The sequence below is a fragment of the Corallococcus sp. CA054B genome (genome assembly GCF_003611625.1).
GTDB lineage: Bacteria > Myxococcota > Myxococcia > Myxococcales > Myxococcaceae > Corallococcus > Corallococcus coralloides.
The window spans coordinates 55,363-72,731 of the sequence record NZ_RAVY01000019.1; the positions used below are offsets into that span (position 1 = coordinate 55,363).

18 protein-coding genes and 1 riboswitch are annotated in these 17,369 nt (G+C 70.2%); of the genes, 12 read left to right on the top strand and 6 right to left on the bottom strand.

Translation table 11 applies throughout. The features are described from left to right. Positions 1-8: 8 nt before the first annotated feature. Both D7V80_RS07450 and D7V80_RS07455 read right to left on the bottom strand, forming a co-directional pair. The gene (locus D7V80_RS07450; protein ID WP_120617908.1) at positions 9-872 is read right to left on the bottom strand and encodes a hypothetical protein; all 864 of its coding nucleotides are present in this window, start codon (positions 870-872) and stop codon (positions 9-11) included. 33 nt (positions 873-905) lie between these two features. Next, positions 906-1,766 (bottom strand): hypothetical protein, encoded by an 861-nt coding sequence (locus tag D7V80_RS07455; protein WP_147447009.1) that lies wholly within the window; start codon positions 1,764-1,766, stop codon positions 906-908. A gap of 389 nt (positions 1,767-2,155) precedes the next feature. Next, positions 2,156-2,268, top strand: a riboswitch (TPP riboswitch). A gap of 45 nt (positions 2,269-2,313) precedes the next feature. Between D7V80_RS07455 and thiC the strand changes: the two genes are divergently transcribed. Continuing rightward, entirely contained in the window at positions 2,314-4,185 is a 1,872-nt protein-coding gene (gene thiC, locus D7V80_RS07460) for a phosphomethylpyrimidine synthase ThiC (protein ID WP_120587502.1), read from the top strand. Between the two features lie 130 nt (positions 4,186-4,315). Further along, positions 4,316-4,720, top strand: a complete 405-nt coding sequence (locus D7V80_RS07465) for a DUF4870 domain-containing protein (protein WP_120587503.1) — start codon at positions 4,316-4,318, stop codon at positions 4,718-4,720. 3 nt (positions 4,721-4,723) lie between these two features. Here D7V80_RS07465 and moaA read toward each other — a convergent pair whose 3' ends face one another. The 3 genes from moaA to thiO all read right to left on the bottom strand — a co-directional run bounded on the left by moaA (position 4,724) and on the right by thiO (position 8,316). Continuing rightward, entirely contained in the window at positions 4,724-5,728 is a 1,005-nt protein-coding gene (gene moaA, locus D7V80_RS07470) for a GTP 3',8-cyclase MoaA (protein ID WP_120587504.1), read from the bottom strand. A 67-nt stretch (positions 5,729-5,795) separates the two neighbouring features. Continuing rightward, positions 5,796-7,028, bottom strand: a complete 1,233-nt coding sequence (locus D7V80_RS07475; protein ID WP_120587505.1) for an HD-GYP domain-containing protein — start codon at positions 7,026-7,028, stop codon at positions 5,796-5,798. A 172-nt stretch (positions 7,029-7,200) separates the two neighbouring features. Then, positions 7,201-8,316: a glycine oxidase ThiO gene (thiO, locus tag D7V80_RS07480; protein WP_120587506.1), complete on the bottom strand. Its 1,116-nt coding sequence runs from the start codon at positions 8,314-8,316 to the stop codon at positions 7,201-7,203. A 293-nt stretch (positions 8,317-8,609) separates the two neighbouring features. On the opposite strand from thiO, the gene hisG reads away from it, so the two are divergent. From hisG to D7V80_RS07530, 10 genes are all read left to right on the top strand, one after another. Continuing rightward, complete coding sequence (hisG, locus tag D7V80_RS07485) at positions 8,610-9,467, top strand: ATP phosphoribosyltransferase (RefSeq protein WP_120587507.1); 858 nt, start codon at positions 8,610-8,612, stop codon at positions 9,465-9,467. Continuing rightward, positions 9,464-10,765, top strand: coding sequence for a histidinol dehydrogenase (hisD, locus tag D7V80_RS07490; RefSeq protein ID WP_120587508.1), 1,302 nt, complete (start codon positions 9,464-9,466; stop codon positions 10,763-10,765). The genes hisG and hisD overlap by 4 nt, the downstream gene beginning before the upstream one ends. Continuing rightward, on the top strand, positions 10,762-11,799 hold the full coding sequence (locus D7V80_RS07495; RefSeq protein WP_120587509.1) for a histidinol-phosphate transaminase: 1,038 nt from the start codon (positions 10,762-10,764) through the stop codon (positions 11,797-11,799). Before hisD ends, D7V80_RS07495 begins: the two co-directional genes overlap by 4 nt. Then, the gene (gene hisH / locus D7V80_RS07500; RefSeq protein WP_120587510.1) at positions 11,799-12,392 is read left to right on the top strand and encodes an imidazole glycerol phosphate synthase subunit HisH; all 594 of its coding nucleotides are present in this window, start codon (positions 11,799-11,801) and stop codon (positions 12,390-12,392) included. Before D7V80_RS07495 ends, hisH begins: the two co-directional genes overlap by 1 nt. Continuing rightward, the gene (locus tag D7V80_RS07505) at positions 12,389-13,105 is read left to right on the top strand and encodes a HisA/HisF-related TIM barrel protein (protein ID WP_120587511.1); all 717 of its coding nucleotides are present in this window, start codon (positions 12,389-12,391) and stop codon (positions 13,103-13,105) included. The genes hisH and D7V80_RS07505 overlap by 4 nt, the downstream gene beginning before the upstream one ends. Continuing rightward, positions 13,102-13,647, top strand: coding sequence for an imidazoleglycerol-phosphate dehydratase (locus D7V80_RS07510; RefSeq protein ID WP_014396523.1), 546 nt, complete (start codon positions 13,102-13,104; stop codon positions 13,645-13,647). Before D7V80_RS07505 ends, D7V80_RS07510 begins: the two co-directional genes overlap by 4 nt. Then, positions 13,644-14,408, top strand: a complete 765-nt coding sequence (gene hisF, locus D7V80_RS07515; protein ID WP_370452470.1) for an imidazole glycerol phosphate synthase subunit HisF — start codon at positions 13,644-13,646, stop codon at positions 14,406-14,408. Before D7V80_RS07510 ends, hisF begins: the two co-directional genes overlap by 4 nt. After that, the gene (gene hisN / locus D7V80_RS07520; protein ID WP_120587513.1) at positions 14,405-15,187 is read left to right on the top strand and encodes a histidinol-phosphatase; all 783 of its coding nucleotides are present in this window, start codon (positions 14,405-14,407) and stop codon (positions 15,185-15,187) included. The genes hisF and hisN overlap by 4 nt, the downstream gene beginning before the upstream one ends. Beyond that, on the top strand, positions 15,184-15,801 hold the full coding sequence (gene hisIE, locus D7V80_RS07525; protein WP_120587514.1) for a bifunctional phosphoribosyl-AMP cyclohydrolase/phosphoribosyl-ATP diphosphatase HisIE: 618 nt from the start codon (positions 15,184-15,186) through the stop codon (positions 15,799-15,801). Before hisN ends, hisIE begins: the two co-directional genes overlap by 4 nt. Before the next feature lie 228 nt (positions 15,802-16,029). After that, a complete protein-coding gene (locus D7V80_RS07530) occupies positions 16,030-16,473 on the top strand; it encodes a hypothetical protein (RefSeq protein WP_014396527.1) in 444 nt (147 codons plus the stop codon). Positions 16,474-16,532: 59 nt separating this feature from the next. Here the strand turns inward: D7V80_RS07530 and D7V80_RS41700 are convergent. Further along, the coding region (locus D7V80_RS41700; RefSeq protein WP_120587515.1) for a hypothetical protein at positions 16,533-17,369 on the bottom strand (837 nt) is incomplete at its 5' end.

The window sequence follows — 17,369 nt, forward strand, 5'->3', positions numbered from 1 at the left end:
CCTTCCAGCTACCAGGGGCGAGGGCTGCCGCAGGTGTAACCCGGGCCGTTGATGAAGCGAGACGCGGCGCGGGCATTGGCATCCGACGCCGCGGTCTGCCTCACGCTCAGCGGAATCCACCACTGGGATTGATCCGCCACATCGCAGAGGAACTCCACCTGCACCTGGTTGGGCGAGTGGAACCGGCTGGCGGTGCCATTGTTCTCCCACATGGCGCCAAAGACATACTTGGAGATGCCGTGGAAGTAGAAGTAGTCGCAGCCGTTGATGGTGCACGCGCCCTGCGGGCCGGGGCGGTGGCCGCCGGTGTTGCCGTTGTCGAAGTTGTACTTGTCGAAGTAGGCGTGCCAGCCCTCGTGCATGTAGTCACCCGCGCGAGAGCCCGGGTTGGAGTTGCTGACGGTCGGGTTGTAGAGGGGGCACGCGGTCTCCACGCGGTCCGTGTCCCACGGCCAGAAGCGGGGCGTGAAGGTCCCGAAGACGTCCGTGCGGTCGGTGATGCTGTGGTAGAGGCTGTCGTGGAAGTTGCTGCTGCGCGCCTCCGCCGTCGCCCGGTAGTCCTCGGTGCCGTGGAAGGACTGGTTCCAGTCGTCCTCCATGCCGTACGTCAGCAGGTAGGACGCGTTCCAGTGCTTGGGGAACTCCAGGTTGACGTTGCAGGCGGCATTCCAGCCGCGGTTGCTCCAGTCTCCGGAGCGCAGGCCGTAGGCCTTGTACTGCCAGAGGAAGAAGTCCTGCCAGCAGCCGTGGGTGTTCCAGAGGTCCCGGTCCGCCTGGCTCGCGGCCGTCTGGGTGCAGACGGCGCCGGCTTCGGTGGCCAGACCGAAGGCCAGGACGGACGACATCAGGGCAATGCCTTGCTTGAGATTCATGGGCGTTCTCGCTCCTCAGGTCGTGAGGGAAGGTCAGAACTTCGGAGGGGTCACGTCGAAGGTGTTGGGCTTCTCCTCGGGCGGGCGCGGGTCCTTGCGCACGGGATCCGGCGCCTGCACCTCCGGGTGGGCCTTCAGGTAGGCGGTGAGCTTGCGGTTGAAGGCATCCGCGCCTTCGCCGGTGACGCGCCGGACGCGGTCCAGGTACAGCCGCTCCTCCTTGCGGACGAACGGCTCCAATGCCTTGCGAGCCTCCAGCGAGTCTCCGCGGTTCCAGAGGTACGCGCTGATGGCCTCCGCGCGGACGATGACGGAGGGGTGGTTGCCGGCCTGGTACGCCACCTCGCGGTCGAACTCCTCGTTGCGCAGGTACGCGACGCCCGCGATGGCCTTGGCCTGCAGGCGCGCCAATTGGGCCTCTTCCTGGAGCTCGCCTTCGATGACGGTGCCCTTGGTGGGCAGGGGCCTGTGGACGAACTCCACGAGGAACTTCGCGCCGTCGTAGGTCCGCATCTCTCCCAGCAGGCCCAGGCCGACGAGCGCGCGGCTGGTGTCGCCGGACTCGTGGGCCGCGAGGATTTCCTCCATGAAGGCCTGCACGAGCTCCGGCTGCTTCGCGGCGGAGGCCAGCGCCCGGCGCGCGGTGCTCTGCTCTTCCACCACGGACTCACCGGCCCAGGTGATGAAGGCATTGACGCTCTTGCGAGCATCCGCCGCGTTCATCTTCGGAGGCGAGTGCAGGGGCCGGCCCGCGATGACGCGGCTGGGAGGAATGTTCGACGGATTTTCCGAAGTGGGCTTGTCCTGCGCGACGGCCACGGAGCCGGACATCAGCCCCAGGGTCACGACCAAAGTGCCCGCGCGCGAGAGGACTCGCCTGGTGTTGCGCTGCATGGTGTTGCCTCCATTCACAGACGTGAAGGAGGTGCCCGCCAAAGGGGCTCCCCCTGCCACGACGCGCCGCTACCGCCGCGACCCGTGGCTGGGCTGACCCACTTCAATCGCCGTACCAGCGCGCTCCCAGAGGGAGGGGAGGGTGTGGCGACTCCCCTTTGTTGCTTCCAGAGCGACAGGGGGTGTTGCTCGCGTTGCCTGAGAGGCACGTGCGCCAGGGACACGGCTGGGCCCCCGGAGCGCCCAATCCCTTGCACGCGGCCCGGAGCTTCCCACCGAGTTCTAGAAAAGACAGCGCGCCCCCTCCCCACAGGGCCACCGTGCGTCCACTGGACCCGGGCTCACCTCCGCACGGGTTGAAGCGGGCTTCCCCCTGCGCTACACCGCTCCGCAGTCGCTAGGGGTGCCTCCGGAAGGGGGCTGAGACGGACGCGTGGCCGCGTCCGATCCCTTTGAACCTGAACCGGTTAGTACCGGCGGAGGGAAGCGGTGTGGGCGCTCCATGCTCCCGTCCCGTCTCCCGTCCGTTCTCACGAGGAGATGTCCGATGAGTGGAGCGTCCAAGAGCCTGAAGGTCGATGGGAAGGTGCTGGAGGGAATCAGCCGCGGCCCGCTTCCCGCCTCGCGCAAGGTCTACGTGCCCGGGGCCCTGCATCCCGACCTGCGCGTCCCGCTGCGCGAAATCGCCCAGACACCCACGCGCCACCACGGCCACGCTGGCCCGGAGACCGCCAACCCTCCCGTCCACGTCTACGACTCCAGCGGCCCCTACACCGACCCCTCCGCCGACATCGATCTGCGCCGGGGCCTGCCCGCCGTCCGTGAGGACTGGATCCGCGCCCGCAACGACACGGACGAACTGGACGGCATCACGTCTGAGTACGGCCGCGCCCGCGAAGCCGACCCGCGCCTCAACGGCCTGCGCTTCAGCCACATCCGCAAGCCCCGCGTCGCGAAGGCCGGCGCCAACGTCAGCCAGATGCACTACGCCCGCAAGGGCATCATCACGCCGGAGATGGAATACGTCGCCGTGCGCGAGAACCAGAAGCTCGACGCTTCACTCGCCGCCCAGCACCCCGGCCACTCCTGGGGCGCCGCGATTCCGCGTGTGATTACTCCGGAGTTCGTGCGCGATGAGATCGCCCGGGGCCGCGCCATCATCCCCGCCAACATCAACCACCCGGAGCTGGAGCCGATGATCATCGGCCGCAACTTCCTGGTGAAGATCAACGCCAACATCGGCAACTCCGCCGTCACGTCCTCCATCGAGGAGGAGGTGGAGAAGATGGTCTGGTCCATCCGCTGGGGCGCGGACACCGTCATGGACCTGTCCACCGGCCGCAACATCCACGAGACGCGCGAGTGGATCCTCCGCAACGCGCCCGTGCCCATCGGCACCGTGCCCATCTACCAGGCGCTGGAGAAGGTGGGCGGCAAGGCCGAGGAGCTCACCTGGGCCATCTTCCGCGACACGCTCATCGAACAGGCCGAGCAGGGCGTGGACTACTTCACCATCCACGCGGGCGTGCGCCTCCAGTACGTGCCGCTCACCGCGAAGCGCCTCACCGGCATCGTCAGCCGCGGCGGCTCCATCCTCGCCAAGTGGTGCCTGGCCCACCACAAAGAGAACTTCCTCTACACGCACTTCGAGGAGATCTGCGAGATCATGAAGGCGTACGACGTCAGCTTCAGCCTGGGCGACGGCCTGCGCCCCGGCTCCATCGCGGACGCCAACGACGCCGCGCAGTTCGGCGAACTGGAGACGCTGGGCGAGCTGACGAAGGTGGCCTGGAAGCACGACGTGCAGGTGATGATCGAAGGCCCCGGCCACGTCCCCATGCACCTCATCCAGGAGAACATGACGAAGCAGCTCGCCGTGTGCCACGAGGCGCCGTTCTACACGCTGGGGCCCCTCACCACGGACATCGCGCCCGGCTACGATCACTTCACCAGCGGCATTGGCGCGGCGATGATCGGTTGGTTCGGCACGGCGATGCTCTGCTACGTGACGCCCAAGGAGCACCTGGGCCTGCCCGACCGTGACGACGTGAAGGAGGGTGTCATCACGTACAAGATCGCCGCCCACGCCGCGGACCTGGCCAAGGGCCACCCGGGCGCCCAGGCCCGCGACAACGCCCTGTCCAAGGCGCGCTTCGAGTTCCGCTGGGAGGATCAGTTCAACCTGTCCCTGGACCCCGAGCGCGCCCGCGCCTTCCACGACGAGACGCTCCCCGCGGAAGGCGCCAAGGTCGCGCACTTCTGCTCCATGTGCGGCCCGCACTTCTGCTCCATGAAGATCACCCAGGACGTGCGCGACTACGCGGACAAGGTCGGCGTCAACGAAGCCCAGGCCCTGGAGCAGGGGATGAAGGAGAAGAGCGAGGAATTCAAGAAGGCGGGCCACGAGCTGTACCGCTGACGGGCGCCGGTGGGCGGGGGCCTGCACGCTCGGCCCCTGTCCGCTGGATGACAGGGACCGACACGCCATGTCATGGTGCGCTCATCCGGGCGCACCCGTCGCGCCCCATTCAATTTTGGAGGGCGTTTCCATGGACCCGAGTCAGCGCGAGGATCAGCAGTTCGGCACGTTCATCACCGGCTCGCCGACGGCGACGTCGGATGAGAAGACGATGGGGATGCTGGCCCACCTGGGCTCCATCGCCGGTGTCGTCGTGGGCGCGGGCTTCCTGGGCTGGGCGGTGCCGCTGTTCCTGATGCTGACCAAGGGCAAGGAGTCGTCCTTCGTCCGCGCGCACGCGGTGGAGTCGCTCAACTTCCAGATCACCACCTTCATCGCGATGGCCATCTCCGCGGTGCTGATGTGCGCGGTGATCGGCTTCGTCCTGGCGCCCCTGGTGGCGATCGTGTCGATCATCTTCACGGTCATCGCCGGCCTGAAGGCCAACGACGGCGAGCTGTACCGCTACCCCGTGAACATCCGGCTGGTGAAGTAGCCCTCAGCCGCCAATGCCCATCATGGGCAGGAGCGTGGCGCCGTTTCCGGCCTCCGTGAAACGGTGCCCCTCCGGCTTCTCCCCGAGCGCGCGGCGCACGGCCACGGCCAGCTCCGCGTCCGTCGCGCCGCCCCGGATGAGCTGATGCAGCGGCGCCTGCGCCCGGCCGCCCAGGCAGCTGCGCAGGTCCCCGTTGGACGCCACCCGCACCCGGTTGCAGCCGCCGCAGAAGTTCTGCGTCAGCGGGGAGATGAACCCCACGCGCCCGCTGTCCGTGCGCCAGTAGCGCGCCGGCCCGGACGTGGGTGACGCGGCGCTCTCCTGCGGCTCCTCGGTGAGGACGCGGCCGGAGGCCGCCAGGCGCTCCAGCAGCTCCGCCGTGGGCACCGGCGTGCCCTGGCCAAAGGGCATCAATTCGATGAAGCGCGGGGTGATGCCGCGCGCGTGCGCGTACGTCACCAGCTCCGGCACCTCCGCGTCGTTGGTGCCGCGCATCACCACGACGTTGAGCTTCAGCGACTGGAAGCCCGCGCCCGCCGCCGCGTCGATGCCGCGCAGCACCGCCTCGAAGTCGCCCTGCTTGGAGATGCGCCGGAACACCTCCGCGGACAGCGTGTCCAGGCTCAGGTTGAGCTGGGTGACGCCCGCGTCGCGCAGCGGCCCGGCCAGCGACTCCAGGCGGCTCGCGTTGGTGGTGATGGCCAGGTGCTCCACGCCCGGCACCGCGGCGATGCGCTTCGCGATGTCGAGGATGTCCGGCCGGGCGAGCGGCTCGCCCCCTGTCAGGCGCACGCGGCGGATGCCCATGCGCGCGAAGACGGAGACGATGCGCTCGAACTCGCCCGCGTCGAGCAGGTCCTTCTTGCCGCCCCAGGAGGCCGGTGAGCAGTACGTGCAGCGGAAGTTGCAGCGGTCCGTGACGCTCAGCCGCAGGTACGTCATGCGCCGCCCCTGCGCGTCACACAGCGGCGGGGCGAGCGGATCGGGAGCGGGCAGGGGGGCGGTCATCGCAGGGCCTTCCGCCTTCATGGATAGCAACCCCCGCGCGGAAAGGCACCGCTTCCCGCCGACTGCCTCAGCCTTCGGTCCCGGACGCCGAGCGGATGACGGCGGGCGGCGCGCCGATGGGCGTGGCGCTGGGGCCCACGGGCGGAGAGTCCGGCTCGTCGTCCAGGTCGGTGAGCCGCGCCAGCTCGGCCTCGGACTCGGCGGCGTCCGCGGCGGCCTGCATCGGGTTGAGCTTCTTCTCCGCCATCTCCTTCTTGATGCGGATGAGACCCTCCTCGCCGATGTCCAGGAACGCCTTCACGACCTCCGGGTCGAACTGCGTGTTGGCGCAGCGCTTGATCTCCTGGATGGCGTTCGCGAACGTCGTGCCCTTGCGGTACGGCCGGTCGCTCGTCATCGCGTCCAGCGTGTCCGCCACCGCGAAGATGCGCGCGCCGATGTGGATCTCATTGCGCTGGAGGTTGCGGGGGTAGCCCGCGCCGTCGTAGCGCTCCTGGTGCGACAGGACGATGTCCGCCGGCGTCGAGAGGAAGGGGATGTTCTGGATCATCTGGAAGCCGATCTCCGGATGACGCCGCATCTCCAGCCACTCGTCGGGGGTGAGCTTGCCGGGCTTGAGCAGCACCGCGTCCGGCACGCCGATCTTCCCGATGTCGTGCAGCAGGGCCCCGCGGCCGATCTCCTCCATCTCCTTGCCGTGGATGCCCATGCGGGTGGCGATGGCGGAGGTGTAGCTGACCACGCGCTGGGAGTGGTCGCTCGTCTCGTGCTCGCGCGCGTCCAGGGCCGCCACCAGCGCCAGCAGCGTGTTCTGGTAAGTGTTCGCGATGTTGTGCAGCGCGCTGCGCAGCTCGGCGGTGCGGTCGCGCACCTTGCCCTCGAGCTTCTTCTGGTAGCGCTTGCGCGCCATCTCGATGCGGCGCTTGGCGAGCGCGCGCTCGATGGCGCGGATGAGGTCCGTGAGCTTGGGTGGCTTGAGCAGGTAGTCCACCGCGCCCCGGCGCAGACAGTCCACGGCGGACTCGGTGTCGCCGTAGCCGGTGAGCATGATGACGGACGTGTCCGGCAGCCGCTCGCGCAGGTTCTCCAGCAGCCAGAGTCCGTCGCGGCCCGGCATCTTCATGTCGCTGATGACGAGCGGCGTCTCTTCTTCACCCGCCACGTCGAGCGCCATCTCGGCGCCGTTGGCCACGACGCAGTTGTAGCCCTCCTCACGGAGGAGCACGGAGATGACGTCGCGGACGGAATCGTCGTCGTCGACGATCAGGATTCTGGGCGGTGCGGGGGGGATGGCTTCCACGGCCGAAGATTCTAGAGGTTTCCAGGGATTAATGGCGAACGAGTGCGAGAAATCATCACCCCCTCGCCTCCCTGCCACCCAGGGTGGGGTGCGAGCCCTGGTTCCGGAGTGAACGTCTCCGGTCCTTGATGCATTCCCCGCCTTCCGGGGTAGGGCGGGCAGGCACGCCGCGTCAACCGCGTGCCACCGTCCCCCGGTCGTAGCGGAAGGGGGTGAGGTCCACCGAGGGCTTCTCCCCCAGCACGGCCTGGGCGACGAGCTTCGCGGTGATGGGGGCGAGCAGGATGCCGTTGCGGAAGTGGCCGGTGGCGAGGAACAGGCCCGGGGTGGGACCTTCTCCGATGTACGGCAGTGCGTCCTGGGTCCAGGGGCGGAAGCCGGCCCAGGTCTCCGTGATGGGCGCGCTGGCCAGGTCCGGGCACAGCTGCAGGGCCATGTCGAGGATCCGCGCCAGCCCCGCCGCGGTCACCTGCTTGTCGAAGCCCACGTGCTCCATGGTGCTCCCGGCGATGATCCGCCCGTCCGCGCGCGGCACCAGGTAGCCCTTGGCGGACGTCACCACCCGCTCCAGCAGGGGCAGCCGCGTCTGCAGCTGCACCATCTGTCCGCGCGCCGGGCGCACCGCCTGCGCCGACACGCCCGCACCCTGGACCAGGGATGACCACGAGCCCGCCGCCAGCACCACGGCGTCCGCGCGGAGCACCTCGCCGTCCAGGTCCACGCCCACCGCGCGGCCGTGCTCGTGCACCACGCCGCGCACGTAGCCGCTCTTGAACACCGTGCCCACGCGCGCGGCGGCCATGGTGAGCGCGCGTACGAGGAGCCGATTGTCGACCTGGTGATCATCCGGGAAGTGCGCGGCGCCCACGGCGGCGGGAGACAGGTGGGGCTCCAGCTCCCGCGCGGCCTTGCCGTCGAGCAGCTCGGCGCGCAGCCCCATGCCGTGCTGCCAGCCCACGGTGGACTCCACATGATGGAGATCCGACTCGTCGAACGCGACGCGGAGCAGGCCGCACGGCCGGTACGCGATGTCCACGCCGGAGAGTTCGCGCAGCTCCGCGGCGAAGCTTCCATAGAGGGCGCGGCTGCGCAGGCACAGCTCGAAGAAGGGGCCCGGTCCTTCGGATTCCCACTGGGGCGCGAGGATGCCGCCCGCGGCGCTGGAGGCTTCGGCGCCGGGAATGGAGCGCTCCAGCACCGTCACGCGCGCGCCCGCCTGCCGGAGCTTCAGCGCGATGCCACAGCCCATCACACCACCGCCCACCACGAGGACGTCGGAGGTTGCCATGCGCCGCTTGTGCTCAAGCGAGGACGGGTTTGCAAGCGTCAAGACAGGCCATGACCCGGGGTGACTTGACGGTGAGGCCTCCGGTCGTTAACCCTAGGGCCGTGCGTTCCACGTCCCTGCATCATCACCATGCGCATCATCGGCCGGCCCATGACGGGACCGTTCGCCGCGCGCATGCCTGGGTGACGCACTAGAACGCACCCACTTCCGGCAGATGCCGCAGTGATCGAAGGCCCGTCCCCCCAGGACGGGCCTTTTTTCGTTTCCGCCACCGCAGTCCCCCGAGCCCACCCATGTTGAAGATTGCCCTGCCCAACAAAGGACGTCTGTCCGAGGAAGTGCGCGAGCTGTTCAACGACGCGGGCCTGGAGGTGCGCGCTCGGGGCGAGCGGGCTCTCACCGCGTCCCTGGGCGGCGAGTTTGAAGCCATCTTCGTCCGCGCCCAGGACATCCCGGAGTTCGTCGCGGACGGCGCCGCGCAGGCGGGCGTCACCGGATGGGATCTGGTGAACGAGGCCGGGCGCGAGCTGGAGCCGTTGATGGACCTGGAGTTCGGCCGCTGCCGGTTGGTGGTGGCCGCGCGCGACGAGAGCGGCATCTCCCGCGTGGAGGACGTGAAGGAGGGGATGCGGGTGGCCTCCTGCTTCCCCCGGCTGACGCAGGCCTTCTTCCAGCAGCGAGGGCAGAAGGTGACGGTGGTGCCGGTGAGCGGCGCGGCGGAGATCGCCCCGCACCTGGGCATCGCGGACATCGTGGTGGACCTCACGTCCACGGGGTCCACGCTGAAGATGAATGGCCTCAGGGAAGTGGCCACCGTGCTGGAGTCGAGCGCCCGGCTGGTGGCGTATCCACGCAATGACTCGGAGGCGCGGCGTGCGCTGGAGGAATTGACGCAAGCGCTGGGGTCGGTGCTGGCGGCGCGCGGACGGCGCTACCTGATGGCCAACGTCCCGAAGACGTCCCTGGAGCAGGTGCGCGAAGTGCTGCCCGGCCTCAATGGTCCCACGGTGGTGGACGTGATGAACGGGGGGCACTTCGTCGCGGTGCACGCGGTGGTCTCGTCGCGGAACCTCTACCGCACGGTCAACGCGCTGAAGGCGCTGGGCGGGCAGGGCATCCTCGTCACGCGCATCGAGAGGTTGATGGCATGAGCACCTCCATCCTCAAGTACCAGGGCGCCTTGTCCTCGCTGGAGCCCGACGCGCGGCGGAGGTTGTTGGCCCGCACGGGGGAGTCGGATGCCCTGGTGGCTTCCCGTGTCCAGGCGCTCATCGCCCGGGTCCGCACGGAAGGTGACCGGGCCCTCTTCGACTTCGCGCGGGAGTTCGACCGCGTGGAGCTGGCGGCCCTGGAGGTTCCGCGTGAACGGTGGAACGCGGCATTGGAGTCGATTCCCTCCGACGTGCGCGAGGCTTTGTCCCGCGCGGCTCGCAACATCGCCCGGGCTCATGCGGCGCAGCGGCCCCTGGCCATCGAGGTGGAGACGGAGCCCGGTGTCATCGTGGGCCGCCGGCCGGATCCGCTGAGCCGCGTCGGTGTGTACGCTCCTGGAGGCCGGGCGGTGTACCCCAGCAGCGTGCTCATGGGCGTGGTCCCCGCGAAGGTCGCGGGCGTGGACGAAGTCATCGTCTGCTCGCCGCCAGGGCCGGATGGCTTGCCTGGCGCGGGCGTGCTCGCGGCGGCGGCGCTCGCGGGCGCGGATCGGGTGTTCGCATTGGGCGGTGCGGGCGCGGTGGCCGCGCTGGCCTACGGCACCCAGAGCGTTCCCCGCGTGGACCGCATCGTCGGACCGGGCAACGCCTACGTGGCGGCCGCGAAGCTCCAGGTGGTGGACGCCGTCGCCATCGACGCGCCCGCGGGCCCGAGCGAACTCCTGGTGGTCGCCGACGCGAGCGCCCATCCGGACGCCGTGGCGCGTGAGCTGCTGGCCCAGGCGGAGCACGACCCCGAGGCATGCTGCGTGGCGCTGGTGGTGGGCGCTCCGCTGGCGCAGGCGGTGCGGGACGCGGTGGAGCAGCAGGCCTGCGTCGCCCGGCGCGGCGACATCGTCCTTTCCGCGCTGGGGAGCCGGGGCGCGGTGCTGCGCATCGACTCGCTGGAGGAGGCGTGGCCCTTCGTCGCGGAGTTCGCTCCGGAGCACCTGCTGCTCGCGACGGCGAAGCCCTCGGAGGACCTGGCGCGGGTTCGCAACGCGGGCACGGTGTTCGTGGGACAGCGCGCGTCGGTGGCCTTCGGTGACTACCTCACCGGTGCGAACCACGTGCTGCCCACGGCGGGACTGGCCCGGGCGTACTCGGGGCTGAGCGTGCTGGACTTCTATCGGTGGACCACGTGGCAACGCGTGACACCGGAAGCGGCGGCGGCGATGGCGGACGACGTGGGGACGCTGGCGGACAGCGAGGGCCTCTTCGCCCACGCGGCCGCGGCTCGGGCCTGGAGGGTGCCGTGATTCCATTCCGCGAGACGTACCGGGACATCCCCTTGTACTCCCCGGCGAAGAAGCCGTGCCGGGTGGACCTGAGCGACAACACCAACCTCTTCGGCGCACCGCCGTCCGCGGAGCGCGTGCTGCGGGAGGAGGGCTTCCTTCGGCTGGCTCGCTATCCCGCCGGCTATGCGCCGGACCTGAAGCGCGCCGTGGCTGCCTACGCTGGCGTCGCGGTGGAGAACGTGACGACGGGCTGCGGCTCGGACGACGTCATCGACTGTGTGCTGCGGGCCTTCCTGGAGCCCGGGGACGCGGTGGCCTTTCCGGATCCCACGTTCGTGATGGTGCCCATGTACGCCCGGTTGAGCGCGCTCAAGCCACTGCCCGTGCCACTGCGCTCGGACCATGGGCTGGACGTGGATGGGCTGCTCGCGACGGGGGCGAAGGTCATCTACGTGTGCACGCCGAACAACCCCACCGGCACGGTGGCCTCGCGCGCGGCGCTGGAGCGGCTGGTGGACTCCGCTCCGGGCGTGGTGCTCATTGATCAGGCCTATGTGGAGTTCACGCGGGGCGGGGACTTCCTCGACCTGGCGCGGACGCGGCCCAACGTGCTGGTGACGCGCACCATGTCCAAGGCGTTCGGACTCGCGGGCCTGCGGGTGGGCTGGGGCGTCGGGGCGCCGTCAGTGGTCGCGGAGGTGGAGAAGGCCCGGGGGCCCTACAAGCACACGGCGCTGGGCGAGGCCGTGGCGGTGGCCGCGCTCACGGATGACGTCCCGTGGATGGAGGCCTGCGCGGCGGAGGCAGTGGAGAACCGCGAGCGGCTGCGCGGCGCCTTGAAGGCGCTGGGGCTGGAGCCGCTCCCTTCGGAAGGCAACTTCCTCCTCGTCCCCGTGCCTGAGGCGCGGCGGGTGGGCGAGGCGCTGCGGGATCGCAACGTGAATGTGCGGGTGTTCGAAGGGCTCACGGGCGTGGGCGATGCGCTGCGCATCGGCTGCGGACCCTGGCCGATGATGGCGTCGGCGCTGAAGGCCCTGAAGGAGGTGCTGTGATGCGGGTGACCTTGTTCGACTATGGCGCGGGAAACCTGCACTCGCTGATCAAGGCGCTGGCCACCACGCCCGGCGCGGACGTGCGCGTGCAGGAGGATCCGCTGCGCGCGCTGGATACCGACGTCCTGGTGCTTCCCGGAGTGGGGGCGTTCGGTTCGGCGGCGGCGCGCCTCGCTCCGGGGCACGAGGCGATGCGCAAGGCGCTGGATGCCGGCCTGCCGTGCCTGGGCATCTGCCTGGGCATGCAGCTCCTCTTCGAGGAGAGCGACGAGGGGGCAGGGCAGGGACTCGGCTACTTCCCGGGCCGGGTGACCCGGCTGGCCGCGCGGCACGTTCCGCAGATTGGATGGAACGACGTGGAGGAGGACCGGGCGCTGAAGGCCGCGAGGTTGTCCACCGTGTACTACGCGCACAGCTTTGTCTGCCGCGCCGTGGATTCGCGCGAAGTGGTGGGCTGGACCTCCCACGAGGGCGACCGGTTCCCCGCCTCCGTGCGGCGCGGCAACGTGCTGGGCGTGCAGTTCCACCCGGAGAAGTCCTCACACGCGGGCGTGCGCTTCGTGCAGGCGTTCCTCCAGGAGGTGTCCTCATGATCGCCATCCCGGCCATCGACCTGAGGGAAGGCGCGTGCGTGCAACTCGTGGGCGGCTCCTATGAGGCGGAGCGTGTGCGCGTGAATGATCCGCTGGATGCCTTGAAGCAGTGGCTCGCGTTGGGCTTCCGCACGTTCCATGTCGTGGACCTGGACGCGGCGCTGGGCAAGGGCTCCAACGCGGATGTGGTGGCCCGGCTGGTGTCGCATGCCCCGGGCCTCACCTTCACGGTGGGCGGCGGTGTTCGTGAGGCGTCGCGCGTGGAGGCGGTGCTCGCGGGCGGGGCGTCCTCGGTCGTCGTGGGGACCCGCGCCATCGAGGACCTGGCCTGGCTCACCGAGGTCGCGGAGCGCTTCCCCGGCCGCGTGGTGGTCGCAGCGGACGTGAAGGGCCGCGAGGTCGTGACGCGCGGCTGGACGTCCGGCAGCGCGCGCGACATCCGCGACGTGCTGTCCGCGCTGGAGCCCCTGCCGCTGGGCGGGATGCTCGTCACGGCGGTGCACAAGGAGGGGCAGCTGGGCGGCGTGGACCTGCCCTTGATGGAGGAGGTGGCCCGTTCGAGCCGGCACCGGCTCTACGCCTCCGGCGGCGTGACGACGATCGAGGACCTGCGCTCGCTGGCGAAGGTGGGCGCATACGGAGCGGTGGTGGGCATGGCGCTGTACACGGGTCGGTTGGATGCGCGCGCGGTCGCGCGGGAGTTCACGCAATGAGCACGGTCACCACGGTCGTCCGCGAAACGAAGGAGACCCAGGTCACGGTGGAGCTGGCGCGCGGAACCGGCGTGGCCCGGGTGGACACGGGCCTCAAGTTCTTTGATCACATGCTCGCCACGTTCGCGCGCTACGCGGGGCTGGACCTGACCCTGCACGCCCGCGGCGACCTGCGCCACCACCTGATGGAGGACGTGGCCATCACCCTGGGCACCGCCGTCCAGCGCGTCATCCCCGCCACCGCCGCGCGCTACGGCGAGCGCACCCTGCCCATGGATGACGCCCTGGTGCAGGCGTGCCTGGACGCAGGCGGGCGCTTCTACTACCGGGGCCCGTTGAAGAACCGGCTGTACGAGCACTGGATGCGCTCGTTCTGCGAGCACTCACGCATCACGCTCCACCTGCGCGTGCTGCGCGGCAAGGACAGCCACCACCTCACCGAGGCGGCCTTCAAGGCGCTGGGGCTCGCGCTGCGCGACGCGATGGTGGACTCCGGCGTCGTCTTCAGCATGAAGGGCAGTGTCTCCCTGGAGGTGAAGTGATGCTCCGCCGACGGATCATCGTTTGCCTGGACGTGAAGGGCGGCCGCGTGGTGAAGGGCGTCCAGTTCGAGGGCCTGCGCGACGTGGGCGACCCCGTTGAATTGGCCCGGCGCTATGAGGAGGCGGGCGCGGACGAGGTGACCTTCCTGGACATCTCCGCGAGCGCCGAGGAGCGCCAGACGCTGTGGGGCCTGGTCCAGCGCACCGCGGAGCGCCTCTTCATCCCGCTCACGGTGGGCGGAGGCGTGCGCACCGTGGACGACGTGGGCCGCGCGCTGCGAGCGGGCGCGGACAAGGTGAGCATCAACTCCGCGGCCGTGGCCACGCCGGAGCTGCTCACCGGCTGCGCGGAGCGCTTCGGCGCCCAGTGCGTGGTGGCCAGCATCGACGCGAAGCGCGAGGGCAACCGCTACCGCGTCTACACGCACGGCGGCAGGCGTCCCACGGACCTGGACGCCGTGGCCTGGGCGAAGGAGTGCGTCCGGCGCGGCGCGGGCGAGGTGCTGCTCACCAGCATCGACCGGGACGGGGCGCGCACGGGCTATGACCTGGACCTGACCCGCGCGGTGGCGGAGGCGGTGGATGTGCCCGTCATCGCCTCCGGAGGCGCGGGCCGCGCGGAGCACGTGCGCGATGCCCTGACCCTGGGGGCTGCGGACGCGGCGCTCGTCGCCGGCATCCTCCACGACGGCCTCACCACGGTGGGCGCCCTGAAGTCCCTGCTGAACGACCACGGCATCGCCATCCGGAGCACGACATGAACGCGGACCCGCGAGACTTGATGGAGGCCGCCGCCGACGTGGCGCGCAAGGCCGGTGACGTGGCGCTGGACTTCTTCCGCCGCGGCATCGCCGTGGACACCAAGAGCGACGGAACGCCCGTGACGGTGGCGGACCGCACCGCCGAGTGGACCGCCCGCGAATGGCTGGAGGCGCGCTTCCCCCAGGACGGCATCCTGGGCGAGGAGTTCGGCGAGTCCCGGCCGGGCGCGAAGCGCCGGTGGATATTGGATCCCATCGACGGCACGAAGACGTTCATCCGGGGCGTGCCGCTGTGGGGCACGCTCGTCGCGGTAGCGGAAGGGGAGACCATCCTCGCGGGCGCGGCCTACTTCCCGGCCGTGAACGAGCTGGTCGTCGCGTCGCCGGGCCTGGGCTGCTTCTGGAACGGCTCCGCGGCGCGCGTGTCGGAGCAGGACTCGCTGGCGCAGGCCGTGGTGCTCGTCACCGATGAGCGCTTCCTCCAGAGCCCCGCGAAGGGCGCGGCCTGGAAGGAGCTGTCCCGGCAGGCCTCCCTCTCCCGCACGTGGGGGGACTGCTACGGCTACCTCCTCGTGGCCACCGGCCGCGCGGAGGTCATGGTGGACGAAGGCCTGTCGCCCTGGGACGCGGCGGCCCTTCAGCCCATCATCGAAGAGGCGGGCGGCGTCTTCACCGACTGGAAGGGCACTCGCACGGCGTTCGGCGGTGACGGCATCGCCACCAACGCGGCGCTGTCGCAGCGCGTGCGCGAGGTGCTGCGCACGGGAGTCCAGCCATGACGTTGGATCTCTCCAAGCTCGACTTCGACAAGGGCCAGGGACTGGTGACGGTGGTGACGCAGGACGCGAGCACCGGCGACGTGCTGATGGTCGCGCACGCCGACCGCGAGGCGCTGGAGCGCACGCTCGCCACGGGCGAGATGCACTACCGCTCCCGAACGCGCGGCCTCTGGCACAAGGGCGCCACCAGCGGGAACACCCAGAAGGTCGTCTCCCTCACCGCGGACTGCGACGGAGACGCAGTGCTCGCGCGCGTGCGCAAGGCCGGCCCCGCGTGCCACACCGGCGAGGAGACCTGCTTCGGCGAGGGCCGCTGGGACGCGCTCGCGCACCTGGACGCGACGCTCTCCGCCCGCGCGGCCGGCCCCCAGCCCGAAGGCGCGAAGCCCAGCTACACCCGGCGCCTCCTGGAAGATCGAAACCTGCGCCTGAAGAAGGTAGGGGAGGAGGCCGCGGAACTCGTCACCGCCTGCGCGGACGCGGACACGCACCGGGCCGCGGAAGAGGCCGCCGACGTGCTCTTCCACGCGCTCGTCGCGGTGCGGGCGCTGGGCGTGACGCTGGACGATGTGAAGGCCGTCCTCGCCGCCCGCGCGCGTCCAGAATCGCCCTGAAATCCCCGGATAGTCTGGCGTGTCGGTTGCGACCCAGGCGGAGTTGTCCAGCAGCACTGCATCCTCACAGCGTGGCTGGCACACAAGCGCGCCAAAGGTGCAGGCGTGTGTCCGCTACTCTTCAACCGCCTCTGTGATCCTGGTACAGATTCCGCCCTGCGACACGGGCCGTGCCCGACGAAGCGGCCCCGTCGTCATCAGCGTTAGCGTTCGCATCCCGGAGGCTTCGTGTCTGCCACGTACCAATCCGAACTCATCGACCGCGTCCTGTTCTCGCGGTGGCACAACCCGCCGACGAAGGACGATGTCCAGGCCATCATGGCGCAGATGGAGGACGCGACGCAGCGGCTGGGGCAGAACGTGCTCTACATCGCGTCCATCAGCCCCAAGGCGAAGGTTCCCGACGCGACCGAGCGCGCGCACCTGAACCAGATGGTCGCCGAGGGCCGCCGCTACTGTGAGCAGTCCTGGCTCGTGTACGAGGGCACGGACCTGCAGCACAACCTGCAGCGAGTCATCATCTCGGGCGTGCTCATCCTCACGCGCACGTTCGACAACTACCTGTCGGTCGCCAAGTCGGCGGACGCCATCGTCAAGGATGTGTCCACCGCCCTGAAGAAGGATGCGTCCGGCATCTTCCGCCAGGCGCGCGACCGCGGCCTCATCGCCTGAAGACGCACGCGGGCGACGTCGGAGCACTTCCGACGCCGCGTGCGTGATGGCGCCCGTGTCTACCGGGCGCCGATGATCTCCAGCTCCTTCAGCTCCACCCCTGGCCGCTCCGGAAGGACGCTCACCGCGTCCACGTCGAGCAGGGGGACTCCGGGCTTGCAGATCTCCCACCTGCCCGTGCCGTGGAAGCGGCAGACGGTGGGATCCACGAAGAAGCCCTTGCCCCCCGGCTGCGCGTGCCCCACGCCGTCCGGCGCGCGGACGTGTGCCCGCAGGGAGCCCGGCCCCGTGGCCCGCACCTGGAAGGACACCACGTACTTCAGCGACGGCGCGTACCCCAGCCGCAGCGCGGCGTCCGTGCCCGCGTCCGCCATGGGCAGCTTCACCCCGGACAGCTCGTCCTGGTCGAACGCGCGGAAGGCATCTCCAGGCCCCGTCGGCTGATCCGGCTCGATGGGCTTCGTCTCCACCGTGCCCGCCCTGTTCAGCGTCGCCAGCATGGGCGCGCGCTGGGCCTGCTGGACCGCCGCCGCGTTCAGGAGCGGCGCGGGCAGTTGCCCCGTCTCCACGCACGTGGGCGCCAGCGCCTCCGTGAGCGCCAGCAGCTGCGGCTCCACCTCCGGCCCTGTCACGGCCGCGGGGCCCACGGCCTGGCGTGCGAGCTCCTGGCAGGCCGCGCCCAGGGCGGGCCCCGCGTGCTCCAGGCTCCAGCTTGCCTCCTGGAGGGGCGGGTTCTCCCGGCGCGCAGCCTCCTGCAGCGCACGCGTGACGGCCTGGCCGCAGGGATTATCAGCGGGCGCACACCGCTCGCACAGGGTGGCGAGCAGCTCGCGGGGCAGGTCGTCCTTCGCCGTGAGGGGCGCGCGGGAGGCCAGGGCAGGGCCCCGGGCGCAGGC